We start from the raw sequence: 20,291 nt of genomic DNA, 5'->3' as shown, positions 1-20,291 counted from the left end.
CCGCTTGTCTGGGGTGGATCCTTTCCTTACCCTACATGCGCATAGGCGGCATTGTACCGCAAACGACAAGAGCCCATAGAGCGAAGCTTCGCGGATGCCAATGAGCTCCACGGGTTTCGCTATTGCCGTTTGCGGGGCTATTGCCGTTCGCGGGAGCTGCGGATTGCAACCGAACAGGCGCATATTCCCGCAGCTGTCCAGAACATGAATGCGATTGCCCTCCGTCTTGAAAGGAAGGTTACAGGGGGATGGACGTCCCTTCGAAGCCCCTGGACAGATTCGAACATAAAAAAGAATCCCAGCGTTTATAAAAAACGCGGGTTTCCCTACAAGCTGAGCCGCTCATGATCCGTTCATGAGCGGCTTTTCGCATTCGGCAGCAGCAGCGTGAACAAGCTGCTGACCGCGATTGAAGCATAGTAGGACAGGATCCGCCAGACGAACAACGCCGGCAGGATGGAGTTCGATGCGAAGAACAGGCTGTAGATGAAGTAGAAGCCGCCTTCGGCGCCGCCCGCCGCGCCCGGAAGCGGGATGACCGCCATAAAATTGAACAGGAAGATCTGGGCGTTCAGCATCGTCCACATATCCGCCTCGTGCAGTCCGAAGCTGCGATATACGAAGTACGGCATACTGAAGAAGGCGGCGTATTGCAGCAGCGTGAACAGCGACGCCCGGACGCACATGCCGAGCCGCTGCTTCAGGAACGAAGCGCTGCGGTGAAAGTCGATCAGTTCGCGCTCCATCTTGCTGCGCGCGGCTTCCGCGTTCTTCAAGAGCCTGACGCGCGCCAAGCCGCCGCATACGGCTGCGAGCAGGCGCCCGGACAGCCTCGGGTTCGCGCAGAACAGCACGGTAACGATCAAGACGCCGATATGGACGGCAAGCCCGAGACCGCACAGATAGGAGAAGTACTGTACTTTCGCGTTGAAATAACGGAACATGCAGAGCAGCGAGACGATCAGGATGGCGATGTTGATGACTTGATGGATCATGAACTTGATCATCAGAATCGATCCGGCTTCCCCCGCCGGAATGCCGTTCTTCGTCATCGCGTACAGCTGCGCCGGATGGCTGCCGGCCGAGAATGGCGAGATCGCGCCGAAGAACTGCCCGATCATCTGGAATTTGAGCGACCGCAGCAGCCCGCTCCGGATACGAAGCTTGCTGACGAGTATCGTGTGCAATGCGAGCATTTCGCATATCCAGCTCAGGAACATGGCGGCGCCCGCGAGCAGCAGCCACCGGAGGTGCAAGCCGCGAACCGCTTTCATCATCGATTCCGTGCCCTGATGGAACAGGAAGAAGGACAGGAAGATGCCGAACGTTACGACGACGACGATCACATTGAAGAATTTCACATTGAAGCATTTCGCCTTGAAGCGTTTCAAATTGAAGCGTTTCGTGTTCATTCGCTAACTCCCGTTCATGGCGGCCGTCAAGAGCCGACGCGATCATAGAATTGCTTCCACAATGCCAGCACGCGCTGCTCGGAATAATAGTCGTGGCACTGCCATGCCCGCTCGCTCCAGCTCTCGTACGCCGCGCCTTTCTCCTGCAGCGATTCGATGGCCCGGACATATGTCTCGATGGAATCGCCTTTCAAGTAATGATCGAACAAGATTGCCGGATACAACTCCAGATCCCGCAGCAGCACGGGCTTCTTCAGCGCCAGCGCCTCCAGAATCGACATCGGGAACAGCTCGTTGTACGAGGGCAGGAACATCAGATCGCTCATATTGTAATAATCGTTCATCTCGTCCCGGCCGACGATGCCGGGGAACCGTACGTTGGCCGGCGGTTGCTCGACGATCTTCTTCAGTTCCTTGTACCCGTCCGTAATCGCCCCGAACGAGAAGCCTCCCGCCCAGATGAATTGAATATGGGGGAGACGCTTCGCTACCTCGATGAAATCGAGAATGCCCTTCCGGGTCTGCACTTGTCCGACGCCGAGCACGACGAACCGATCCGCCGGCAAGCCGTGTCCGCGCTTAAGTTCCGCGATCCGCTCGTCCGGATAACGATAGAAGCGTTCCTCCGATACGAAATTCGGGATGTAGGTCACTTTGCGCTCCTCGATCCCGTACGTCTTCAACACGTCGACGAAATACGGGTTCACGACGACGATATGGTCGACCGATTTATAGAAACGGATCATGTAGGAATAGAAAATTTTTTTGATCACCGGCGGCAGCTTCAAACTCTCCTCGATCGTCTCGGGCACGAAGTGTACGTACGCGACCGTCGTGCCGACCCGATTCGCGAAGAAGAGGCCGAGATAGAATTTCAGGTCGATCGTATGATAGTGGTTGATCGCGCCCGGGAACAAGCGGTTCCTCGTCACCCGGTACGTGTCTTGGAGCCCTGTTTCAACGAGGTTCACCTGCTCGATATAAGCGGACAGCACCCCTTGGCCCTTCACCTTGTGGGCGGAAGAGAGCATATTGATCACCGGCATTGCGCATTCCCCTTTGCAAGCAGCTTGATATTCCTGCAGACATCATACACAAAACGGCCGGATATGCACAAACGTACATTTACCATATTATGGCCGCCGATTTTAAACGCGAACAGGCATGAAGCTGCGGCAAATGCAGGCCGGTTCTGGGTTTGACTTGCTTGTCCATCGCTGCCGGCATCCATTCGCGACGATCAGTTAAGAAAATGTTAATAGTCGTTTCATATCGGGTTGAGGATTTGCTTCTACAGTGGTAGTAGTCCGATAGGGCTCAACCTCGAAGGGAGCGAACATGCACTCATGTCCAACATCGTTACATCCGTGATCCAAGGCATCGTGGAAGGGCTGACGGAGTTTCTGCCGGTATCCTCGACGGGTCACTTGATTCTGACCGGCAAGCTGCTCGGGTTTACGGGGGAGAAAGCCGATACGTTCGAAATCGTCATCCAGCTCGGCGCGATTCTGGCGGTCGCGATCGTTTATTGGCGACGGATTCTGAGCTTGCTCGGGCTAGGCGGCCCAGGGCCGGGACCGGGCAGCGGCGAGGACGCGCCGGAAGCTGCGGAAGGGAAAGCGGCCCGGAAGCTGAATGTGCTGCATGTGATCCTGGCTTGTTTGCCTGCAATGGCGCTTGGCTTGATCCTGCACGGATTCATCAAGTCGTACTTGTTCTCGCCGTATACGGTGCTGGCGGGGCTGGTGCTCGGCGGGCTGTTCATGCTGCTCGGGCAGAAGAAACAGGCCGCCGTGCAGGCCGAGGACATCGATCAGCTGTCGTACAAGCAGGCGCTGCTGATCGGCTTGTTCCAGTGCTTGGCGCTGTGGCCGGGCTTCTCGCGTTCGGGCGCGACGATCGCGGGCGGGCTGCTCGCGGGCGTCGGTTACCGGGCGGCGACGAATTTCTCGTTCCTCGTCGCCATCCCGATGATGATCGCGGCAAGCGGTTACGAGCTGCTCAAGAGCCACGGGACGTTGACGGCTTCGGATGCCGGCTTCTTCGCGACGGGATTCATCGTCGCATTCGTCGTGGCGCTGCTTGCCGTATTGACGTTCTTGAAGCTGCTCGAGAAGCTGAAGCTCGCGCCATTCGCTTATTACCGGTTCGTCCTGGCGGCCGTATTTCTTGCTTACTTGCTGTTAAGCGCCTAGTATGCTGCCGGAATTTCGGCAGAAGCATGCGCTCGAAACGCATATCCGCCTGATTACGCGAAGGAGATGAGGCTTCATGCTGCACGCGCAAGCGCAGGACACGCACATGATACCGCCCGCAGTTACCGCCATGTCAGCTGCCGCTACGTCCGATTCCGCCGTGTCCGACCTGATCATCGCGCATTGCGACTATCGTCTCTCGCCGGACGGCTTGCCTATGATCGAACTATCCGTCATGAACCCGGACATAAGCGCCATTGGGGCCGATCTGACCGTCAGCCTCACGCATGCCGTGCAGTCCGCGCAGGACGAATACCGCTATGTCGATGTCGGCGGCGGCAAGCTTAAGGGCAGCTTCGCGTTCATGCCCGGCAAGGAAGCGCAGGTCATCTTCCGGCATGTACCGCTGCTCATGCAGGGCGAATACGAAGCGGAAATACGGCTGAAGCACGGCAAGGAAAGCCAGCTCCGCCGTCTGGACTTCGATATTAGCGAGCAAGAGGCCGAGCTGGCCAAGTCGGCGTGGGCGCAGAGCAAGTCCGGCGTTTCAGGAAGAAGAGCCGGCATCAGCTTCGCGCGGGGCATCGGTTCGATCCTGTTGGCGTCCTGTACGCTTGCGTTGGCGGCAGTCCGGTTATGGCGAACACGGCGAATCGGGATGAATGGCGGCAGAAACAACGACCAGTAACCGCCAGCAACGACTAGTAACAAACAGTAACGAAGCAGTAACGCTGCTTGCCAAACCAAGCCAGGCCCGTCCACCTTCTTGTCCGAGACCTCGCAAGACGCCGATCGAAAACCGAATAGCCCCATTCCCCCCGCCATACAATGTACAATGGTACGTCAACTGCTGTTGCATTCCCGATCCCTCACGAACGGTTGCGCCGCAGGCAGATCGGAAGGAGGATGGCATGACAACGAGGAGAACGATACGAATCGGTTCCGGGCAAGGCTTCTACGGCGACTCGCTCGCGCCTGCGCTTGAGACGGCGAGGCGAGGCAACGTCCAGTATTTGTGCTTCGACAGTTTGGCGGAATTGACGCTGGCGATCCTGCAGAAAGACAGGCAGCGGGACCCGGCGAAAGGATATGCGTCCGACATCGCGCGGCAGATGAGAGAGCTGCTCCCGATCGCGCGGGCGAACGGCATCCGGATCATCACCAACGCCGGCGGCATGAATCCGGCCGGGGCGCTGCAGGAAGCGAAGCGCATCGCGAGGGAGCTCGGGCTGCGCGGGCTCAAGCTAGCCGTCGTGACCGGAGACGACGTGAGAGAAGCGATCGACGCGTTTCAGGACGAAGGCGTCCCGCTGGCCCATCTTGAAGACGGAAGGGATATCGCGGCAATCAAGGATCGCATCGTCTTCGCCAATGCCTACTTGGGCTCCAAGCCGATCGTCGAAGCGCTGCGGCAAGGGGCGGACGTCGTCATAACGGGCCGGGTGACGGATTCGGCTTTATTTCTCGCTCCGTATATCTATGAATTCGGCATCGGTCCGAAGGATTGGAATCGGCTGGCGCAGGGGGTGCTCATGGGGCATCTCCTGGAGTGCTCCGGGCAGGCGGCGGGCGGCAATTTCAGCGGCGACTGGCAGTCGGTCGAAGCGCTGGAAGACATCGGCTTCCCGATCGCGGAAATCCAGGAGGACGGGACCTTCGAGCTGACGAAGGCGGAAGGAACGGGCGGGCTCGTATCGGTGGATACGGTGCGCGAGCAGCTGCTTTATGAAATTCACGATCCGTTCGCGTACGTTACCCCGGATGTCGTGCTGAACGTAACGGAAGTGCAGTTGGAAGCGATCGGCGTCAACCGGGTGCGCGTTACCGGCGCCCGCGGCGCGAAACGCCCCGATGCGTTCAAGATCGTCATGGGGTATGCGGACGGCTGGCTCGGGCAGGCGATATGGGGCTATGCGTGGCCGGACGCGCTGGCGAAAGCGCGGGCGGCCGACCGGATCGTCAGGAAGCAGCTCGAGCGAAGCGGGATGCGCTGCGACGACATCCGAACAGACTTCATCGGCTATAACTCGCTGCACGGGCCATTGGCGGCGCTCCCTGCCGAGGAACCGAATGAAATCTACGTACGGATCGCGGTCCGCACGGACAGCCGCGAAGACGCCGCCAAGCTGGGGCGGTTCGTGCCGCCGCTCATGCTGAGCGGGCCGCCGGCGATGGGCGCCTTCCTCGGCATGATGAAGCCGCGCGAGCTGCTCGGCATGTGGTCGTGTCTCGTTCCGCGCGACCTTGTCGAGCGCGGCGTCCAAGTCCGGCTGGAGGTGGTATGAAGATGGCGCGCGTACAGCTTCGGCAGATCGCCATGGCCCGGTCCGGCGACAAAGGCAACACCGTCAATATCGTGCTGCTTGCGCCGAACGACGACCTATACGAGCTGCTGGCCAGCGAAGTGACGCCCGAACGCGTGAAGGCCCATTTCGAGGGACTCGTACGGGGAGAGGTGGTGCGTTACCTGCTGCCTCGGCTTCGGGCGATGAATTTCGTCTGCAGGGATGCGCTCGGCGGCGGCGGATCGGCGACGCTGCGCATCGATAATCTTGGCAAATGCTTCGCATCGAATCTGATGCGGCTGGAAATCGAAATCGACGGCGATTCCGGGGATCTCAATCTCACCACGTCTTGACAGAAGAGAGGTGTTCGCGGATGCATTTCGAATTAACGGCAGAGCAGGCGATGATCAAGAATTTCATGCAGGATTTCGCGGATGGCGAAGTCGCGCCCGGGGCGGTCGAGCGCGATCGGACGGGCGCGTTCCCGAAGGAGATCTTCGAGAAGCTGTCGGCGCTCGGCATGATGGGGCTGCCCTTCCCGGAACAGTACGGCGGCGCGGGTGCGGATACGATCAGCTTCGCGATCGCGGTCGAAGAGCTGAGCCGGGCATGCGCCTCGACGGGCATCACCTATTCCGCGCATGTGTCGCTCGGCGGGGCGCCGCTCGCTATGTTCGGAACGGAGCCGCAGAAGCAGCGCTACCTGACGCCGATCTGCACGGGCGAATCGCTCGGCGCGTTCGGCCTGACCGAGCCGGATGCGGGATCGGACGCGAGCGGCACGCGGACGACGGCGGCGCTGGACGGCGAGCGGTGGATCATTAATGGCATGAAATGCTTCATTACGAACGCCAGTTACGCCCGCCATCTTGCGCTGACCGCCGTGACGGACCGGTCCAAAGGCACGGGCGGCATCAGCGCGTTCATCGTGCCGACGGATGCCCCCGGCTTCACGATTCGGAGCGCCTACGAGAAGATGGGGCTGCATGCCTCGAACACGACCGAGCTCGTCCTGGATGCGGTCGAGGTCCCGATAGAAAACGTGCTCGGCGTCTTAGGCAGCGGCTACAAGCAGTTTCTGGCCGTGCTCGACGGCGGGCGGATCGGCATTGCCGCAATGGCGGTCGGCATCGCGCAGGGCGCATTCGACAAGTCCCTCCGTTACGCCAAGCAGCGCAAGCAGTTCGGGCGCACGCTCGCTTCGATGCAGGCGATCCAGTTCAAGCTCGCAGATATGGCAATGAACCTCGAGATCGCTCGTACGATGGTTTACAAGGCTGCCTGGCTGAAGGATCAGGGAAGGCCGTTCAAGAAGGAAGCGGCGATCGCGAAGCTGTTCGCATCGGAGATGTGCATGAGCGCCTGCAGCCAAGCGGTGCAAATCCACGGGGGCTACGGCTACATGAAGGAGTTCGAGGTCGAACGGTTCCTGCGCGACGCGAAGCTGCTCGAGATCGGCGAAGGCACGTCGGAGATACAGCGAATGGTCATCGCGGCGCAGATCGGCTGCTGACGCAGCGGGCCGACAGAGAGGAGCACCGGCCGATGGAACGTGGACGCGAAGCCGGCAACGACCGGCTGCAGGAAGAGAGCAAGACGATCAAGCGGGGCGGCGCCGCCAAATATCACGCGCGGAACGCGGAGCAGGGCAAGCTCTTCGTCCGCGACCGGTTGACGCTGCTGTTCGACCCGGACTTCGAGATCGAGGACGCGCTGTTCGCCAGCTGCGCGGAGGAAGGATTGCCCGCGGACGGCGTCGTGACGGCGCTCGGCCGGATTCACGGACGCACGGTGGCCGTCATCGCTAACGATTCCACCGTCAAGGCCGGTTCGTGGGGCGCCCGGACGGTCGAGAAAATCATCCGCATGCAGGAGACGGCCGACAAGCTGCGCGTGCCGCTGCTCTACCTCGTCGATTCGGCGGGGGCGCGGATTACCGATCAGGCGCTGATGTATCCCGGGCGTCGCGGGGCGGGGCGGATTTTCTACAATGAAGTGAAGCTTTCGGGGAAGGTGCCGCAGGTATGCATCCTGTTCGGACCGTCGGCGGCAGGCGGAGCGTACATTCCGGCGTTCTGCGACATCGTCGTCATGGTGGAAGGCAACGCCTCGATGTACCTCGGATCCCCGCGCATCGTGGAGATGGTCACCGGCGAGAAGGCGACGCTGGAAGCGCTGGGCGGGGCCAAGATGCACTGCTCCGTATCCGGCTGCGGCGACGTGCTGGCGAAGAACGAGGAAGAAGCGATTGCGCTGACGCGCGCGTATTTGGCTTATATGCCGGCGAACTTCGCGGAGAAGCCGCCCGTCCGCGAGGCGCGTCCGCCCGCGGACGCCGAACGGACCTTAAGCGAGATTATCCCGGCGGACCAATACGCCCCGTTCGATATGTACGACTTCATCGACGGGCTCGTCGACGAGCGCTCGTTCTTCGAAATCAAGCGGCTGTTCGCCAAGGAATTGGTCACCGGCCTGGCGCGGCTGGCGGGCAAGCCGGTCGGGATCGTCGCCAATCAGCCGCGTACGAAGGGCGGCATCCTGTTCCACGATTCCGCCGACAAAGCGGCCAAATTCATTCAGCTGTGCGACGCCTTCCATATCCCGCTGCTATTCCTCGCCGATGTGCCGGGCTTCATGGTCGGCACGGCGGTGGAGCAGGCGGGCATTATCCGCCATGGCGCCAAAATGATCGCGGCCGTGTCCGAGGCGACCGTGCCCAAAATCTCGGTCATCGTCCGCAAGGCGTACGGCGCCGGCTTGTACGCGATGGCCGGCCCGGCGTTCGAGCCCGACTGCTGCCTCGCCCTGCCTTCGGCGCAAATCGCCGTCATGGGCCCCGAGGCGGCGGTGAATGCCGTGTACGCGAACAAGATCGCCGAGCTGCCGGAAGCGGAACGGGACGCATTCGTCGCCGACAAGCGCGAGGCGTACCGCCGCGACATCGACTTGTATCAGCTGGCGTCGGATATGGTCATCGACGGCATCGTGCCGGCTCACGGCTTGCGCAAGGAATTGATCAAGCGGTTCGAAGCGTACGGCTCGAAGAGCGTCGTTTTCACGGAACGGAAGCATCCGGTCTATCCGGTATGAGGTTAGGGGAGACGCAAGCGTGGCCTCGTTCACATGGGCTTCGTTCACATGGGTCGCGTTCATTAGGGAGGCGGTACTCGTGCAGCCGGTAATATGGGAAGCGCAGGGGCATGTCGGTCTGCTGCGGCTGAATCGTCCGGAGCAATTGAACGCGTTGAACGGCGCGATGCTGGATGCGCTGGCCGAGCGGATCGGCGAGATCGCGCGGCAATCGCGCGATATCCGCGTCGTCGTCATCGAAGGGGAGGGCCGGGCGTTCTGCGCCGGGGCGGATTTGAAGGAACGGCTGACCCATTCTGAGCCGCATCAGGTTCGGCAGACCCTGGATCGGATCAACGCCGTGTTCGACGCCGTCGAACGGCTGCCGCAGCCGACGATCGCCGCGATCAACGGCTATGCGCTCGGGGGCGGGCTGGAGCTGGCGCTAGCCTGCGATTTCCGGTATGCCGTCCGCGGAGCGATGCTCGGGCTGACGGAAGTCGGGCTCGGCATCATCCCCGGCGCAGGCGGGACGCAGCGGCTGCCGCGATTGATCGGCCCCGCGCGGGCGAAGGAACTGATCCTGACGGCGCGGCGAATCTCCCCCGAGCAGGCGTACGAGTGGGGCATCGTGAACGGCGTCGCGAGCGATCCGGAGCAGCTCGCGGCCATATGCGCGAAGCTGGCGAAGGAACTGGCGGCGAACGCGCCGCTGGCCGTCCGCCGAGCGAAGGCCGCCATCCGCGACGGCATGGACGTCGATCTGCCTGCGGCATTGGCGATCGAACGGGCGGCGTACGAGACGTTGCTGCCGACGAAGGATCGGCTGGAAGCGCTGGAGGCGTTTCAGGCGAAGCGGCCGCCGACGTTCAGCGGCGAGTAGCATCGCTTGCGTTGGCCGCGGACATAGGATTCGTGATTTTGTCGAAATTGGTGTTCTTACGCGAGTAATCGGACACAGGCTCCGCTATTGTTTTCGGCAGGCTATAATATAGTGCCTTTCGGGCTAAATAACGGAACCTATGTCCGTATGCCTGTCCATCATCGGCCGAAACGCCAAAATAGCGGAGCACATGTCCGCTTGTTTGTTTTCTAAACCCGCGTCGTCCTGCCCGTAAGCTATAGGTTCATATTTAATGCCTGTTGAGCTGCCCTCAACAGGCTGTTTTCATTATTTATCACTACAACCCGTTAGCACAGACGGCCGGTGCACGGCACGGCTGCGTGAAGCAACCCGGCCATTGCTTCAAAATACCATAGAAACCTGAAGATTACCCCATACATTCGCATGCAGGGCGGTGGTACGCTGTTTAATGTGAACGTTACCATTTATTCCTTATTCGCGAGGGGAGGGCAGGATCGTCATCATTGCGGCAGCGGACAACGTTACGATTTCGACGTGAGGTGATTTTATGAGCAGGCATTCCAATGCGGGAGGGCGTTCCATGACGAAGGGAAGACAAGGCTTCATCGCGTTCGTATGCGCCGCGATCGTTGCAGCGCCTTTTACGGCGGTTACCGCCTACGCGGCAGCGGGCTCCAATCCGGGACCCGTAGACGTTACGCTCGGAACGGGCTACGCCGAGCAGGGCATGTCGGCCTGGACCGGGGACGGAGGCAGTGTCAACAATGTGACGTACGACGGCGTTTCCGCCTGGGAGACGAATCCGGCAAGCGGCAATCATTATATTTATCTGAACGTCTCGGACGACTTTATCAACGGCGGTTCCAACCATGTCGACGTTACGTTCGAATACTACGACGGCGCGGCCAACGGCGACGGCTTCGCCTTCTCGTACGATTCGGCCGAGACGGCCTGGGACTACAACGTGCCGAAGACGCTTCTGACCGGCAGCAACACGTGGAAGACCGTAACGTACACGCTGAGCGACGCCCGGTTCTCCAACATGGAAAATGGCGCGGATATGCGGATCGACACCAACGTGCCGATTGCCATTCGCAAAGTAACGGTCGCCGCGGCGGCGGACGAATCGGTGCCGACGGCCATTAACGTCGAGCCTGCATCGATCGACATGAATGCGCAAAGCGTACAGCCTATCGCCGCGACGATCAGGGATCAGAGCGGCAGCGTCATGAACAAGCGCGCCGTCGATTGGACAAGCAGCGATCCCGCGGTCGCGACGGTGGACGGCAGCGGGACGGTCACCGCGGTCTCGACCGGAACGGCAGCCGTCACGGCGTCCTACGGCGGCCTGTCGGCGCAAGTGCCCGTCACGATCACGAACGGCCCGGTCAGCGCCATTCTGGGCGCGAGCAACCTCAACCGCGGCATTTCGGTATGGCCGGGGGACGGCCCGGGCGCGACGGCGGTGACGTATGACGGCGTGACCGGCCTGCAGACGAATCCGGCCACCGGCGCGTTCGGTATATACGGCAATGTCAGCGACAAGTACATCTTCGACGGCAAGCATAAAGTCGAGGTTACGATCGAATATTACGACGCGAAGCTGGACGGCAAGCAAAATTTCAGCCTGCTCTACGACTCGGTGCTCTACAACTGGTCCGGAGGGCCGAACACGACGACGTACCTGACGGGCACGAATACGTGGAAAACCGTGACCTATACGCTGGACGACGTCAAATTCGCCGGCCGTGAAAACAATGCCGCGGATTTCCGCATTAACACGAGCGCGCCGATCGCGTTCCACAGCATCACGATCGAGAAGTTCCCGATCCTGACGATCGAAGGCAGCAGCGCGAAGACGGGCAACATTTTCCTGACGTCGGAAACGCCGGCGATCAACCTGTCGTTCGGCAATCAGTACGATACGAGGGAAGCGTTGACGGCGCGCTATTCGGTGCTCGACTACACCGGCAGCGTCGTGAAGAGCGGCTCGTTCGACGTCGATCTCGCGCCGAACGAGCCGGGCTACGTGCAAGCGCTGTCCTTCGGCGCGCTGCCGAAAGGCACGTACGCCGTTACGGTCAACGCCGCGACTCCGGACGGTTCGACACAGCTTAGCGAAAGCTATCATTTCAGCGTCATCGCCGACCTGACCGGCAAACCGGTCGCGCCTTTCCTCGGCATGAACAGCCATTACAGCATCAGCTGGAGCAATATCGATCTCGGTCTGCCGCTCATCGCGCAGTCGGGCGCGACCAATATTCGCGACGCGCACGCCGACGTATCCGACAAGGCGGCGGCATACGGCATCTCGATGCTGACGGGCCTCAGCTTGTCCGGCTTCTCGCAGGCGGCGGCCGGGACGGACCAATATTACGCGGACTTCAGCGATTACGCCAAGGAGTACGCCGCGACGATGAACGGCAAAGCCGAATACATGGAAGTCGGCAACGAGTACAATTCCGGCGGATCGGCTGCGGAATATTTCAAGTTTCTGAAATTGGCCTACGTCGCCGTCAAGAGCGTCGCTCCCGACATGAAGGTCGTCGCCGGCGTTGCTTTCCAGTACGACGCCAATTGGCTGAAGCAGTTGATCGACCTCGGCGCGTGCGATTACGCGGATGCGATCTCCTTCCACGTATACAGCAACAACAATCCGGAGAACGAAGGACTCGTCGGCAATTTCCAAGACCTGCGCGGCTATATCCAGGGCAAAGGCGTCACCAAGCCGATCGACCTGCTGCTTACGGAGACCGGCTATGCCACGCAAGAGACCGGCTACGGCGGTCTGCCGGAAAGCACGTCGGCCGCGTACGCCGCGCAATTGTACGTCACGACGCTGGCGAACAACGATCTGATCAAGAAAATCTACTGGTACGACTTCATGAACGACGGTACGGACCCGACGTTCTACGAAACGAACGGCGGCATCGTGCGTTCCGATCTGACCGCCAAGCCATCCTTCGTCGCGTTCAACGCGGCATCGGATCTGCTGGCCGGCGCGTCGTTCGTCGAATCGTACAATACGCTGGACAGCAACATCCGCATCTACAAATTTCACCGGGCGGCGGACGGCCGCGATATTCTCGCGTTATGGGCGAACAAGAACAGCCAGACCATTCAGCTGGGCTTGGGCGGCGGCTCGGCGAGCGTGGCGGATCTGTTCGGCAACGAACAGCAATACGACGAGATCGGCGGCACGATCACCTTGACCGCGGCCGAGCAGCCGATCTACATCGTAGGAAGCTTCGCGCAAGCGCCGACGCTGGGCGCGACGCCGGCTTTCGCAGCCGATACGGCCAAGATCAGCGTGGCGCCGGGCGATGAGGCTGCGGTCCACATTACGAGAGCGGCAGGCGCCGAGAATCTGTCCGGCACGTACGCGGTCGAGCTGCCCGCAGGCTGGGCATTGACCTCCGGCGGACAATTCAGCGCAGGCCAGACGACCGATACGCTGACGTTCGCCGCGCCGGAATCGACGGATCAGGCGACAGGCGAAATCCGCATCTACCCGACGAGCGAAGCAGGGCATCTGTACGCGAAGCTGAAGGTCGACACGCAATTGTCCGAGCCTTCGACCGTCGAGATGCTGCCGCAAGTGAACGCGGCGGGAACCGGGTACGACCTGGCGGTCCGCATCACGAACCTCAGCAATAAAGGGACGCTGAGCGGCGGTACGGTTACGGTGCTCCAGCCGGCTTCCATGGCGGGCAGCGCGTCGTTCGATACGATCGCGCCGAATTCGGTCGGCGAAGTCCGATTCGCCGCGCCATCGCTCGACGTCTACGCGCCGACGAGCGTGAAGCTGCGCATCGACCGCGCGGACGGCAGCTCGCAGACGATCGAACGGAATCTGACATCGCTGACCGCCGTGAAGGCCGATGCCTCGATCAACATCGACGGCGTCATCGATCCGGCCGAATGGAACCATGCGCAGTCCTTCCGGTTGAACGACGCCTCGCAGGTCAAGCTGATGACCGACTGGGGCGGAACGGACGATCTGAGCGCCGACGTGTATACGAAATGGGATGCGAACTATCTCTATCTGGCCGCGAGCGTCACGGATAATGCGGATTTCAATCCGTATACGCCGGACCTGAGCTGGCAGGGCGACGGCATTCAGTTCACGATCGATCCCGGACGGGCGCAAGGACCCGGCACGATCAAGAGCAGCGAGAACGGCTTCGCGCTGAATACCGACACGGGCGCGATCATGAAGAGCGGGGGCTACGGCGCCGGCAACCTGGAAAATTCGCTGGTCCAGATCAAGCGCGAAGGCAGCGCAACGAACTACGAGCTGGCCATCAAATGGTCCGACATCCTTCCGGCAGGCATGGCGGCCGGATCGGGAACGAACGTCGGCTTCTCGTTCCTCGTCAACGACAATGACGGCGCGGGCCGCAGAGGCTGGATGGAGTACATGAGCGGTATCGGCTTCTCGAAAGATCCGAATTTGTACGGCGATCTGATTCTGACGGACAGAACGTCGCTCGGGGAAGACGGCCCGCCTTCGCAGCCGCCGGTTACGGCTGCCGCGTTAGCGCCGGCCGAGCCGGACGGACTGAACGGCTGGTACGTGCAGCCGGTCACGGTCAGCCTGACGCCGGATCCGAACGGGGCGAAGACCGAATACAGCCTCGACGGCGGTACGACCTGGCAGCCCTACTCGGCGCCGGTAACGTTCGATCAGGACGGAACGTATTCCTTATCCTATCGGTCGGCCGACGAAGACGGGCAAACGGAAGAAGCGAAGACGATCGATTTTAAGCTGGATCGCACCGCGCCGGTCGGAACGGTTCAGTACAGCAGCACGGAACCGACCGCCGGTCCGGTAACGGCGAAGCTCACGGCGAACGAACCCGTCACGATAACGAATAACGACGGAGCCGACAGCTACGCGTTCACGTCCAACGGCAGCTTCACGTTCCGATTCATCGACGAAGCCGGCCATACGGGAACGGCGGAAGCGGCGGTCGCCAACATCGTCGCGAAGAGTACCGCCGCGCCGGGCGAACCCGTATTATCGAACGATAACGGCTGGGATACCGGTCTGCTGGACGGCGATTACCGCGTCGTCATGAACATGTGGTACGGCAACAACGGCAGCACGTACAAACTGTACGAGAACGATGTGCTCATCGATACGCAGACGCTGACGGACAATGCGCCGCAGGCGCAGTCGGCGTCCACGGCGATCAGCGGACGCAAGAACGGAACGTACACGTACGTCGTCGAGCTGACCAATGCGTTCGGCACGGCGCGAAGCAAGCCGATGACCGTCGCCGTGAAGGACGCGGAGCCGGCCAAACCGGTGCTGTCGAACGATAATTGGGACGGCGACGGCAATTTCAACATCGCGATGAACATGTACTGGGGCACGAACGGATCGGCCTACCGGCTGTACGAGAACGACGTGCTGATCGATGAACAATCGCTTGACGCGCATACGCCGCAGGCGCAATCCGCCGTAACCGCCATCGCCGGAAGGGCCGCGGGCACGTACACGTACCGCTGCGAGCTCGTCAACGAAGCAGGCGTCGCGTCGAGCGCGACGATGCAGGTAACGGTGAAGCCGTAACGGACGGCGCCGGATTCAACGAGTTTCGACTGCCGAGGCTGCCGCCTCGGCAGTTTTTTTCATGGCGTGCAACGTACGGCAGCCGGAAGGAACTTCGAGGAATCGTCACGAGGCCGGTCCATACCTTGCTGCACGGAGAGCGCGCAGGCAAGCTCAAAGATCCGTTCGGTCATCTATGGATGCTTGCGACGCCGCTTGGCTGAATGCATGAGATCGTTCCTTGTACGCCCCGCGTTCACCTTTTCGCATGGAAGGGAGTCGCGCTTTTGGGAAATAATACGCGCATTGGATTCTACAGCTCATGAAGGCAGGCGATGTACGATGAACGACCCTAAACGTTATGCGATATTTGCTTTGCTGCTGCCCTGTATCATCGCGATCGATATCGGCATGGACTTGCTTCAGCATCTTCCGGGCGAAGAAATCGTCCGCAACATGCTGTTTCCGTACAAAATGCTCGATCAGATCGAAAAATCGATACTGGCGATCGTGTTGCTGCTGTTCGTTTGCCGCCCGCTGTTCGCCGCCCTCAAGCGGATGTGGCCCGATTCGGACAAATCCTCAGGAGGAGGAAGCGGAGGAGGAGCCGGAGGAACCGGAAGTGCCGGTGGACCCGGAGGAACCGGAAGTACCGGAAGTACCGGTGGAACCGGAGGTTCGGCTTCCACGACGCATCAAACCGATGAGCAGTAAACCGGCCGGAATCGCGAATTGCAGGGGCAAATGCAGGTAGTAGGGCACGATCTTCAGTCCTTCCTGCAGATGCTCCGTCAAGCTGCCCGAGACGGTTAACGTCGTGAACAGAATGATCAGGCCGATCGGCGTAATGAGCGTTCTGTAGTTCTTGACCCGGAATAAATCGCTGGCCGCCAGGATCGACGCGAACATGAACGTGCCGATCTTGAAGAAGCTGGTGATAATGAGCAGGAACAGCACGATGGCGTCCAGCCGCTGGATGAATTCCGCCAGTCTGAGCCGGCTTAAGGACGTGAATAGGGGGAACGTCGCCCGCGAGGCGATTTCGATGCCGAGCACGGAGATGTTCACGAACGTCACGATGCATAACATGATCGCGCTGAACACGATGGCGCCGCTGCAGATCGGGACCGCTTTGAACGTCCGGTTCAAATACGGCAGGAACATCGTCATCACGATCATTTCGCCGTAGGGGAACGTAATGCTCGTCGGGAACAGCGCCTTCATCACGGGATGCCAGCCTTCGCCTAGCACGGGAAGCATTCGCCGGCTGTCCGACATTTGCGAGAAGACGGCCAGGACGACGATGAGCAGGAACAATCCGCAGCAGATCAGGAAGAACAGGAACGCGGTCCGTCCGAACACCTCGATCCCCAAGTAAATCGTATAGCTGACGGCGATCAGCATGAAGACAGCGAGCGCGAACATCGGCGTCACGTCGTACGCCGCCGCGGAAAGCAGGTCGACGAAGTCGCGGACGTCGCGGCTGGCGATATAGATGAAATACAGCAGGTAGGCGAACCCCAGCAGCCAGCCTGGAACGGGACCGATGATTCGGCGCATATAAGCCGTAAGCGGAAGATTCGGGTACAGCTTATACAGCATTCCGCTGACGCCCGCGAAGAAGGCGACGCCGATCAAGCAGCCGAGCAAGATGACGATCCACGCATCCTGCTTCGCCTCTATGCCGACCGGAATGACGACGGCCGTCCCCAGCTCGAACAGCGTCACCCACGCGAACAGATGCAGCGGGCCGATGCGTATGACGGATTGGTTCATGCGAATGCTCCTCCTTCCGGCCGTAGGTCTGTCAAGATTTGTCCATGAGCGATTTGCTCCGCATGCCCGCCCGCAGGATTTGTCCCTCGAAGACGATGTTGACTTCCGCTTCCGCGAACAGCTCCTCCCAACGGTCCTGAACGCCCCGCCAGGCCTTCGGATGGCTGCGCTGCAGCACTTCGCCGAATCCGAAGATGTCGGATTTGACTGCCTGCGCGCTGCGGATAGCCGCCGTCATGTCGGCCTTCGTCTTCGCGCCCCATTCCTGCTCGATCTTGTACAGCGTGGACAGGTTGTCCAAAGTAATACCGCATTTCACCTCGGCGATGCTGCCCTCCGCCGATACGCCGATGCTCACTTTCACTTGCCCGTCCTTCAAGGCAACGCTCGTTTTCGTTTTGCTTCGGACGATTTCCAGGGCGAGGCCGTCCCGTTTCCCTTGGCACGACAAATTCATGATCGTGCTCCGCACATGATTGGTGGTGAACATATACCCTCTCGCTTTATTGCGGTCCAGCCATCCGGCGAGTTTCCCTTCGCGGAACATCGCAACGCCGGATATTTCGAGGTGATAGGGAGGGAGCGTCTGCTCCAGGCTTCGTTTCTTGGCGACGTCCTGATCGTAGCCGACGATGCGGAGTCCGCTGATCGCGGGCTCCGACCCGGGGTTGATCAGCTTGCGGATCGCTTCGTCGATTCCGACCACGGGCGAGCCGGACCATATTTTGCCCGTGGATTCGCTCGCCCCCATGATCGCTTCCGCTTGCAGCGGTTCGAGCGGAACGAGCGTGCTGAGCAGGGTGGACGGCGAATCGCCTCTGGCGACGAGCAGCATCGACGTCAGCCTCACCTCGTGCGACCGCTCGAAGAAGTCGAAGATTTCTTCGATCCCCGCCGTCGCAAGCCGCTCGCCAAGAATGACGATTTGAATATGCGAGAAGAACAATTGCCGCGGTACCTGCTTCGATGCTTTGCGAATGCCCTCGAATAAGGTCGCGGATTGAACCTTGTATACCGTGAACGGCGCCGCGCCGGTGCCGGACCTGCCCGTGCTCATCAGCTCGCCGGGCATGACGACCTGAAAGGCCAGCTCGTATTGATCGTTCGCTTCGGCTTTATCGATCGAGATGGCCGTGACGATCGCCAGCTTGTTCAATTCTCTGCTGTTCCAGCATCCGGCGGTCGGCAAGGCGGATGCGGCGGCGAGCGCGACGAGAAGCAGCCTCGTCAGCCAATGACTTGCCTTCATCCGATCGAACCTCCTTGTCGTCGCGCTATCCATTGCCCGACGTCGCATCCGGATTTTGCCCGGCCGGCATCCGGGTCGTATCCGCCGACGTATCGTCGGGCCGGTCGAGCATCCTCCAATGCGGCAGGCGCACGAAGAAATCCTTCATCTGATCGAGCTTAAGCGGCACGAGCGGCGACAGAAACGATACGCCGAACGAACGCAGCGCGTTCATATGCGCGACGAGCATGATCATGCCGAGGATGATGCCGTAGAAGCCCAGGAATCCGGCGGCGATCATGAACAGGAAGCGCAGCATTCTCGCCGTGATGGCCAAATTATAGGCGGGAATCGAGAAGTTCGCGATCGCGGTAATCGAAACGACGATGACCATGATCGGGGAGACGATGCCCGCTTGAACCGCCGCTTCGCCCAGCACGAGCGCCCCGACGATCGATACGGCTTGTCCGACCGCGCGCGGCATCCGAATGCCGGCTTCGCGCAAGATCTCGAAGCTGATTTCCATGGTGAACGCTTCGATGAGCGCCGGGAAGGGCACGCCCTCGCGGCCGCCGGACAAATTGATCAACAACGTCGTCGGCAGCATCTCCTGATGGAACGTCGTCAAGGCGATGTAGGCGGCAGGCCCGAATAACGCGATGATGAAAGCCATATAGCGCAGCAAACGCAGAAAGGTTCCGATATCGTAGCGCTGGTAATAATCTTCGGCCGAGGTGAAGAACTGCGATAGCACGGTCGGCACGACGAGGGCGAACGGCGTCCCGTCGACCAGGATTGCAATTCGCCCTTCAAGCAAATTCGCGGCGATGACGTCTGGCCGTTCCGTGTTGAACACGGTAGGAAACGGCGAGAACCGATTGTCCTCGATAAATTCTTCAATATAGCCGGATTCCAATATCGCGTCCGTGTTGATGCGCTCTAGCCGCTTTCGGACCTCTTGGCGAATGTCGTCCTTCACGATGCCGTCGATGTACAGCATCGCGACGCTCGTCTGCGTCACGCTGCCGATCTTCAACGTGTCGATGCCGAACTTCGCGCTTCGGATCCGGCGCCGCACGAGCGAGATGTTCGTGGCGATCGATTCCGAGAAGCTGTCCTTCGGCCCGCGAATGACGATCTGGGTGCTCGCTTCCGACACCGCGCGCTTCTCGCCGCCGATCGCATTGCCGCTGATGCACGCGTTCCAGCCGTCCAGGAACAGCAGCATTTTGCCGGTCAAGAGCTCCAGCAGCACATCGTTCCAGACGTCGTGCACCTCGATCTGGCCGACCGCCATCGCGTTGTCGCGGATGAAACGGAACACGGACTCCGGCGATTGCGCGTTGTCCGGCAAGTCGGGCTGGAACGGCGACATCAGCGACCGCATGACGAGCTCGTTGATCATCTCCTTATCCACGATCGTATCCAGGTAGATGACGGCGACCTGATACGGATGGCCGGTTCGCAGCGTGAATTGGCGCACGATCAGATCGGGACTCGACTCGAGCTCGGCATGCAAGCGCCGCAGATTGGTTTGCAAATCCGCGCCGAGCTTATCGGACGGTTCGGCCGGCGTCCCGTTCCCGCCGTTTCCGCCGCCTTTGCCGAAAGCCGCCGTTCGCGTCTTCATCGCGCACGCACCTCCTTATGGTTCAGCCGTCTCATCGGGCCGCATAGGGGTAGTATGCCTAATTTCTCCTTTTTTTACCGTTTCGAGCGTTGAATAAACGAACATTTTCGCAATCGGGCGGATTTCGGCGTTTACATGAACGTTCGGAATTGTTATTCTATTGGCAATATTCAAAACGCGATGAAGAGAAGAGTACGGAAATCCATTCTTGCACAGAGAGCTCCGGCAGCTGAGAAGGAGCGAAGAACCTTTCCCGAACCAAGCCTCCGAGCAG

At 60.4% G+C, this 20,291-nt stretch carries 13 protein-coding genes and 1 other annotated feature (1 of these 14 running past the window's edge); of the genes, 8 read left to right on the top strand and 5 right to left on the bottom strand.

The window, feature by feature from the left end:
• Positions 1-353 precede the first annotated feature (353 nt).
• Positions 354-1,412 (bottom strand): lysylphosphatidylglycerol synthase transmembrane domain-containing protein, encoded by a 1,059-nt coding sequence (locus GXP70_RS16450; protein WP_162357827.1) that lies wholly within the window; start codon positions 1,410-1,412, stop codon positions 354-356.
• Between the two features lie 26 nt (positions 1,413-1,438).
• Positions 1,439-2,458 (bottom strand): glycosyltransferase family 4 protein, encoded by a 1,020-nt coding sequence (locus GXP70_RS16445; RefSeq protein WP_162357826.1) that lies wholly within the window; start codon positions 2,456-2,458, stop codon positions 1,439-1,441.
• A 300-nt stretch (positions 2,459-2,758) separates the two neighbouring features.
• On the opposite strand from GXP70_RS16445, the gene GXP70_RS16440 reads away from it, so the two are divergent.
• The 8 genes from GXP70_RS16440 (at position 2,759) to GXP70_RS16405 (ending at position 15,404) form a co-directional block, all read left to right on the top strand.
• A complete protein-coding gene (locus tag GXP70_RS16440; protein WP_162357825.1) occupies positions 2,759-3,607 on the top strand; it encodes an undecaprenyl-diphosphate phosphatase in 849 nt (282 codons plus the stop codon).
• A 76-nt stretch (positions 3,608-3,683) separates the two neighbouring features.
• Positions 3,684-4,295 (top strand): hypothetical protein, encoded by a 612-nt coding sequence (locus GXP70_RS16435; protein WP_162357824.1) that lies wholly within the window; start codon positions 3,684-3,686, stop codon positions 4,293-4,295.
• A 223-nt stretch (positions 4,296-4,518) separates the two neighbouring features.
• Positions 4,519-5,892, top strand: coding sequence for an acyclic terpene utilization AtuA family protein (locus GXP70_RS16430; RefSeq protein ID WP_162357823.1), 1,374 nt, complete (start codon positions 4,519-4,521; stop codon positions 5,890-5,892).
• Between the two features lie 2 nt (positions 5,893-5,894).
• Positions 5,895-6,245 carry an AtuA-related protein gene (locus GXP70_RS16425; RefSeq protein ID WP_162357822.1) on the top strand — a complete coding sequence of 117 codons (351 nt, stop codon included), beginning with the start codon at positions 5,895-5,897 and terminating at the stop codon, positions 6,243-6,245.
• Between the two features lie 20 nt (positions 6,246-6,265).
• The gene (locus GXP70_RS16420; protein ID WP_162357821.1) at positions 6,266-7,405 is read left to right on the top strand and encodes an acyl-CoA dehydrogenase family protein; all 1,140 of its coding nucleotides are present in this window, start codon (positions 6,266-6,268) and stop codon (positions 7,403-7,405) included.
• A gap of 32 nt (positions 7,406-7,437) precedes the next feature.
• A complete protein-coding gene (locus tag GXP70_RS16415) occupies positions 7,438-8,982 on the top strand; it encodes an acyl-CoA carboxylase subunit beta (protein WP_162357820.1) in 1,545 nt (514 codons plus the stop codon).
• A gap of 79 nt (positions 8,983-9,061) precedes the next feature.
• Complete coding sequence (locus GXP70_RS16410; protein ID WP_225442443.1) at positions 9,062-9,844, top strand: enoyl-CoA hydratase-related protein; 783 nt, start codon at positions 9,062-9,064, stop codon at positions 9,842-9,844.
• A gap of 562 nt (positions 9,845-10,406) precedes the next feature.
• Positions 10,407-15,404: a sugar-binding protein gene (locus tag GXP70_RS16405; RefSeq protein ID WP_162357819.1), complete on the top strand. Its 4,998-nt coding sequence runs from the start codon at positions 10,407-10,409 to the stop codon at positions 15,402-15,404.
• A gap of 561 nt (positions 15,405-15,965) precedes the next feature.
• Here GXP70_RS16405 and GXP70_RS16400 read toward each other — a convergent pair.
• The 3 genes from GXP70_RS16400 to GXP70_RS16390 are packed head-to-tail and all read right to left on the bottom strand — an operon-like array spanning position 15,966 to position 20,017.
• Entirely contained in the window at positions 15,966-17,159 is a 1,194-nt protein-coding gene (locus tag GXP70_RS16400) for a GerAB/ArcD/ProY family transporter (protein WP_162357818.1), read from the bottom strand.
• Between the two features lie 31 nt (positions 17,160-17,190).
• Positions 17,191-18,408: a Ger(x)C family spore germination protein gene (locus GXP70_RS16395; protein ID WP_162357817.1), complete on the bottom strand. Its 1,218-nt coding sequence runs from the start codon at positions 18,406-18,408 to the stop codon at positions 17,191-17,193.
• Between the two features lie 25 nt (positions 18,409-18,433).
• Entirely contained in the window at positions 18,434-20,017 is a 1,584-nt protein-coding gene (locus GXP70_RS16390) for a spore germination protein (protein WP_162357816.1), read from the bottom strand.
• Positions 20,018-20,188: 171 nt separating this feature from the next.
• Positions 20,189-20,291 (top strand) — a binding site (T-box leader); it runs 149 nt beyond the window's last position.

The organism is Paenibacillus lycopersici (assembly GCF_010119935.1).
GTDB lineage: Bacteria > Bacillota > Bacilli > Paenibacillales > Paenibacillaceae > Paenibacillus_Z > Paenibacillus_Z lycopersici.
Note: the sequence above shows the minus strand (reverse complement) of the source record. Positions and strands in the feature narration are given on the sequence as shown.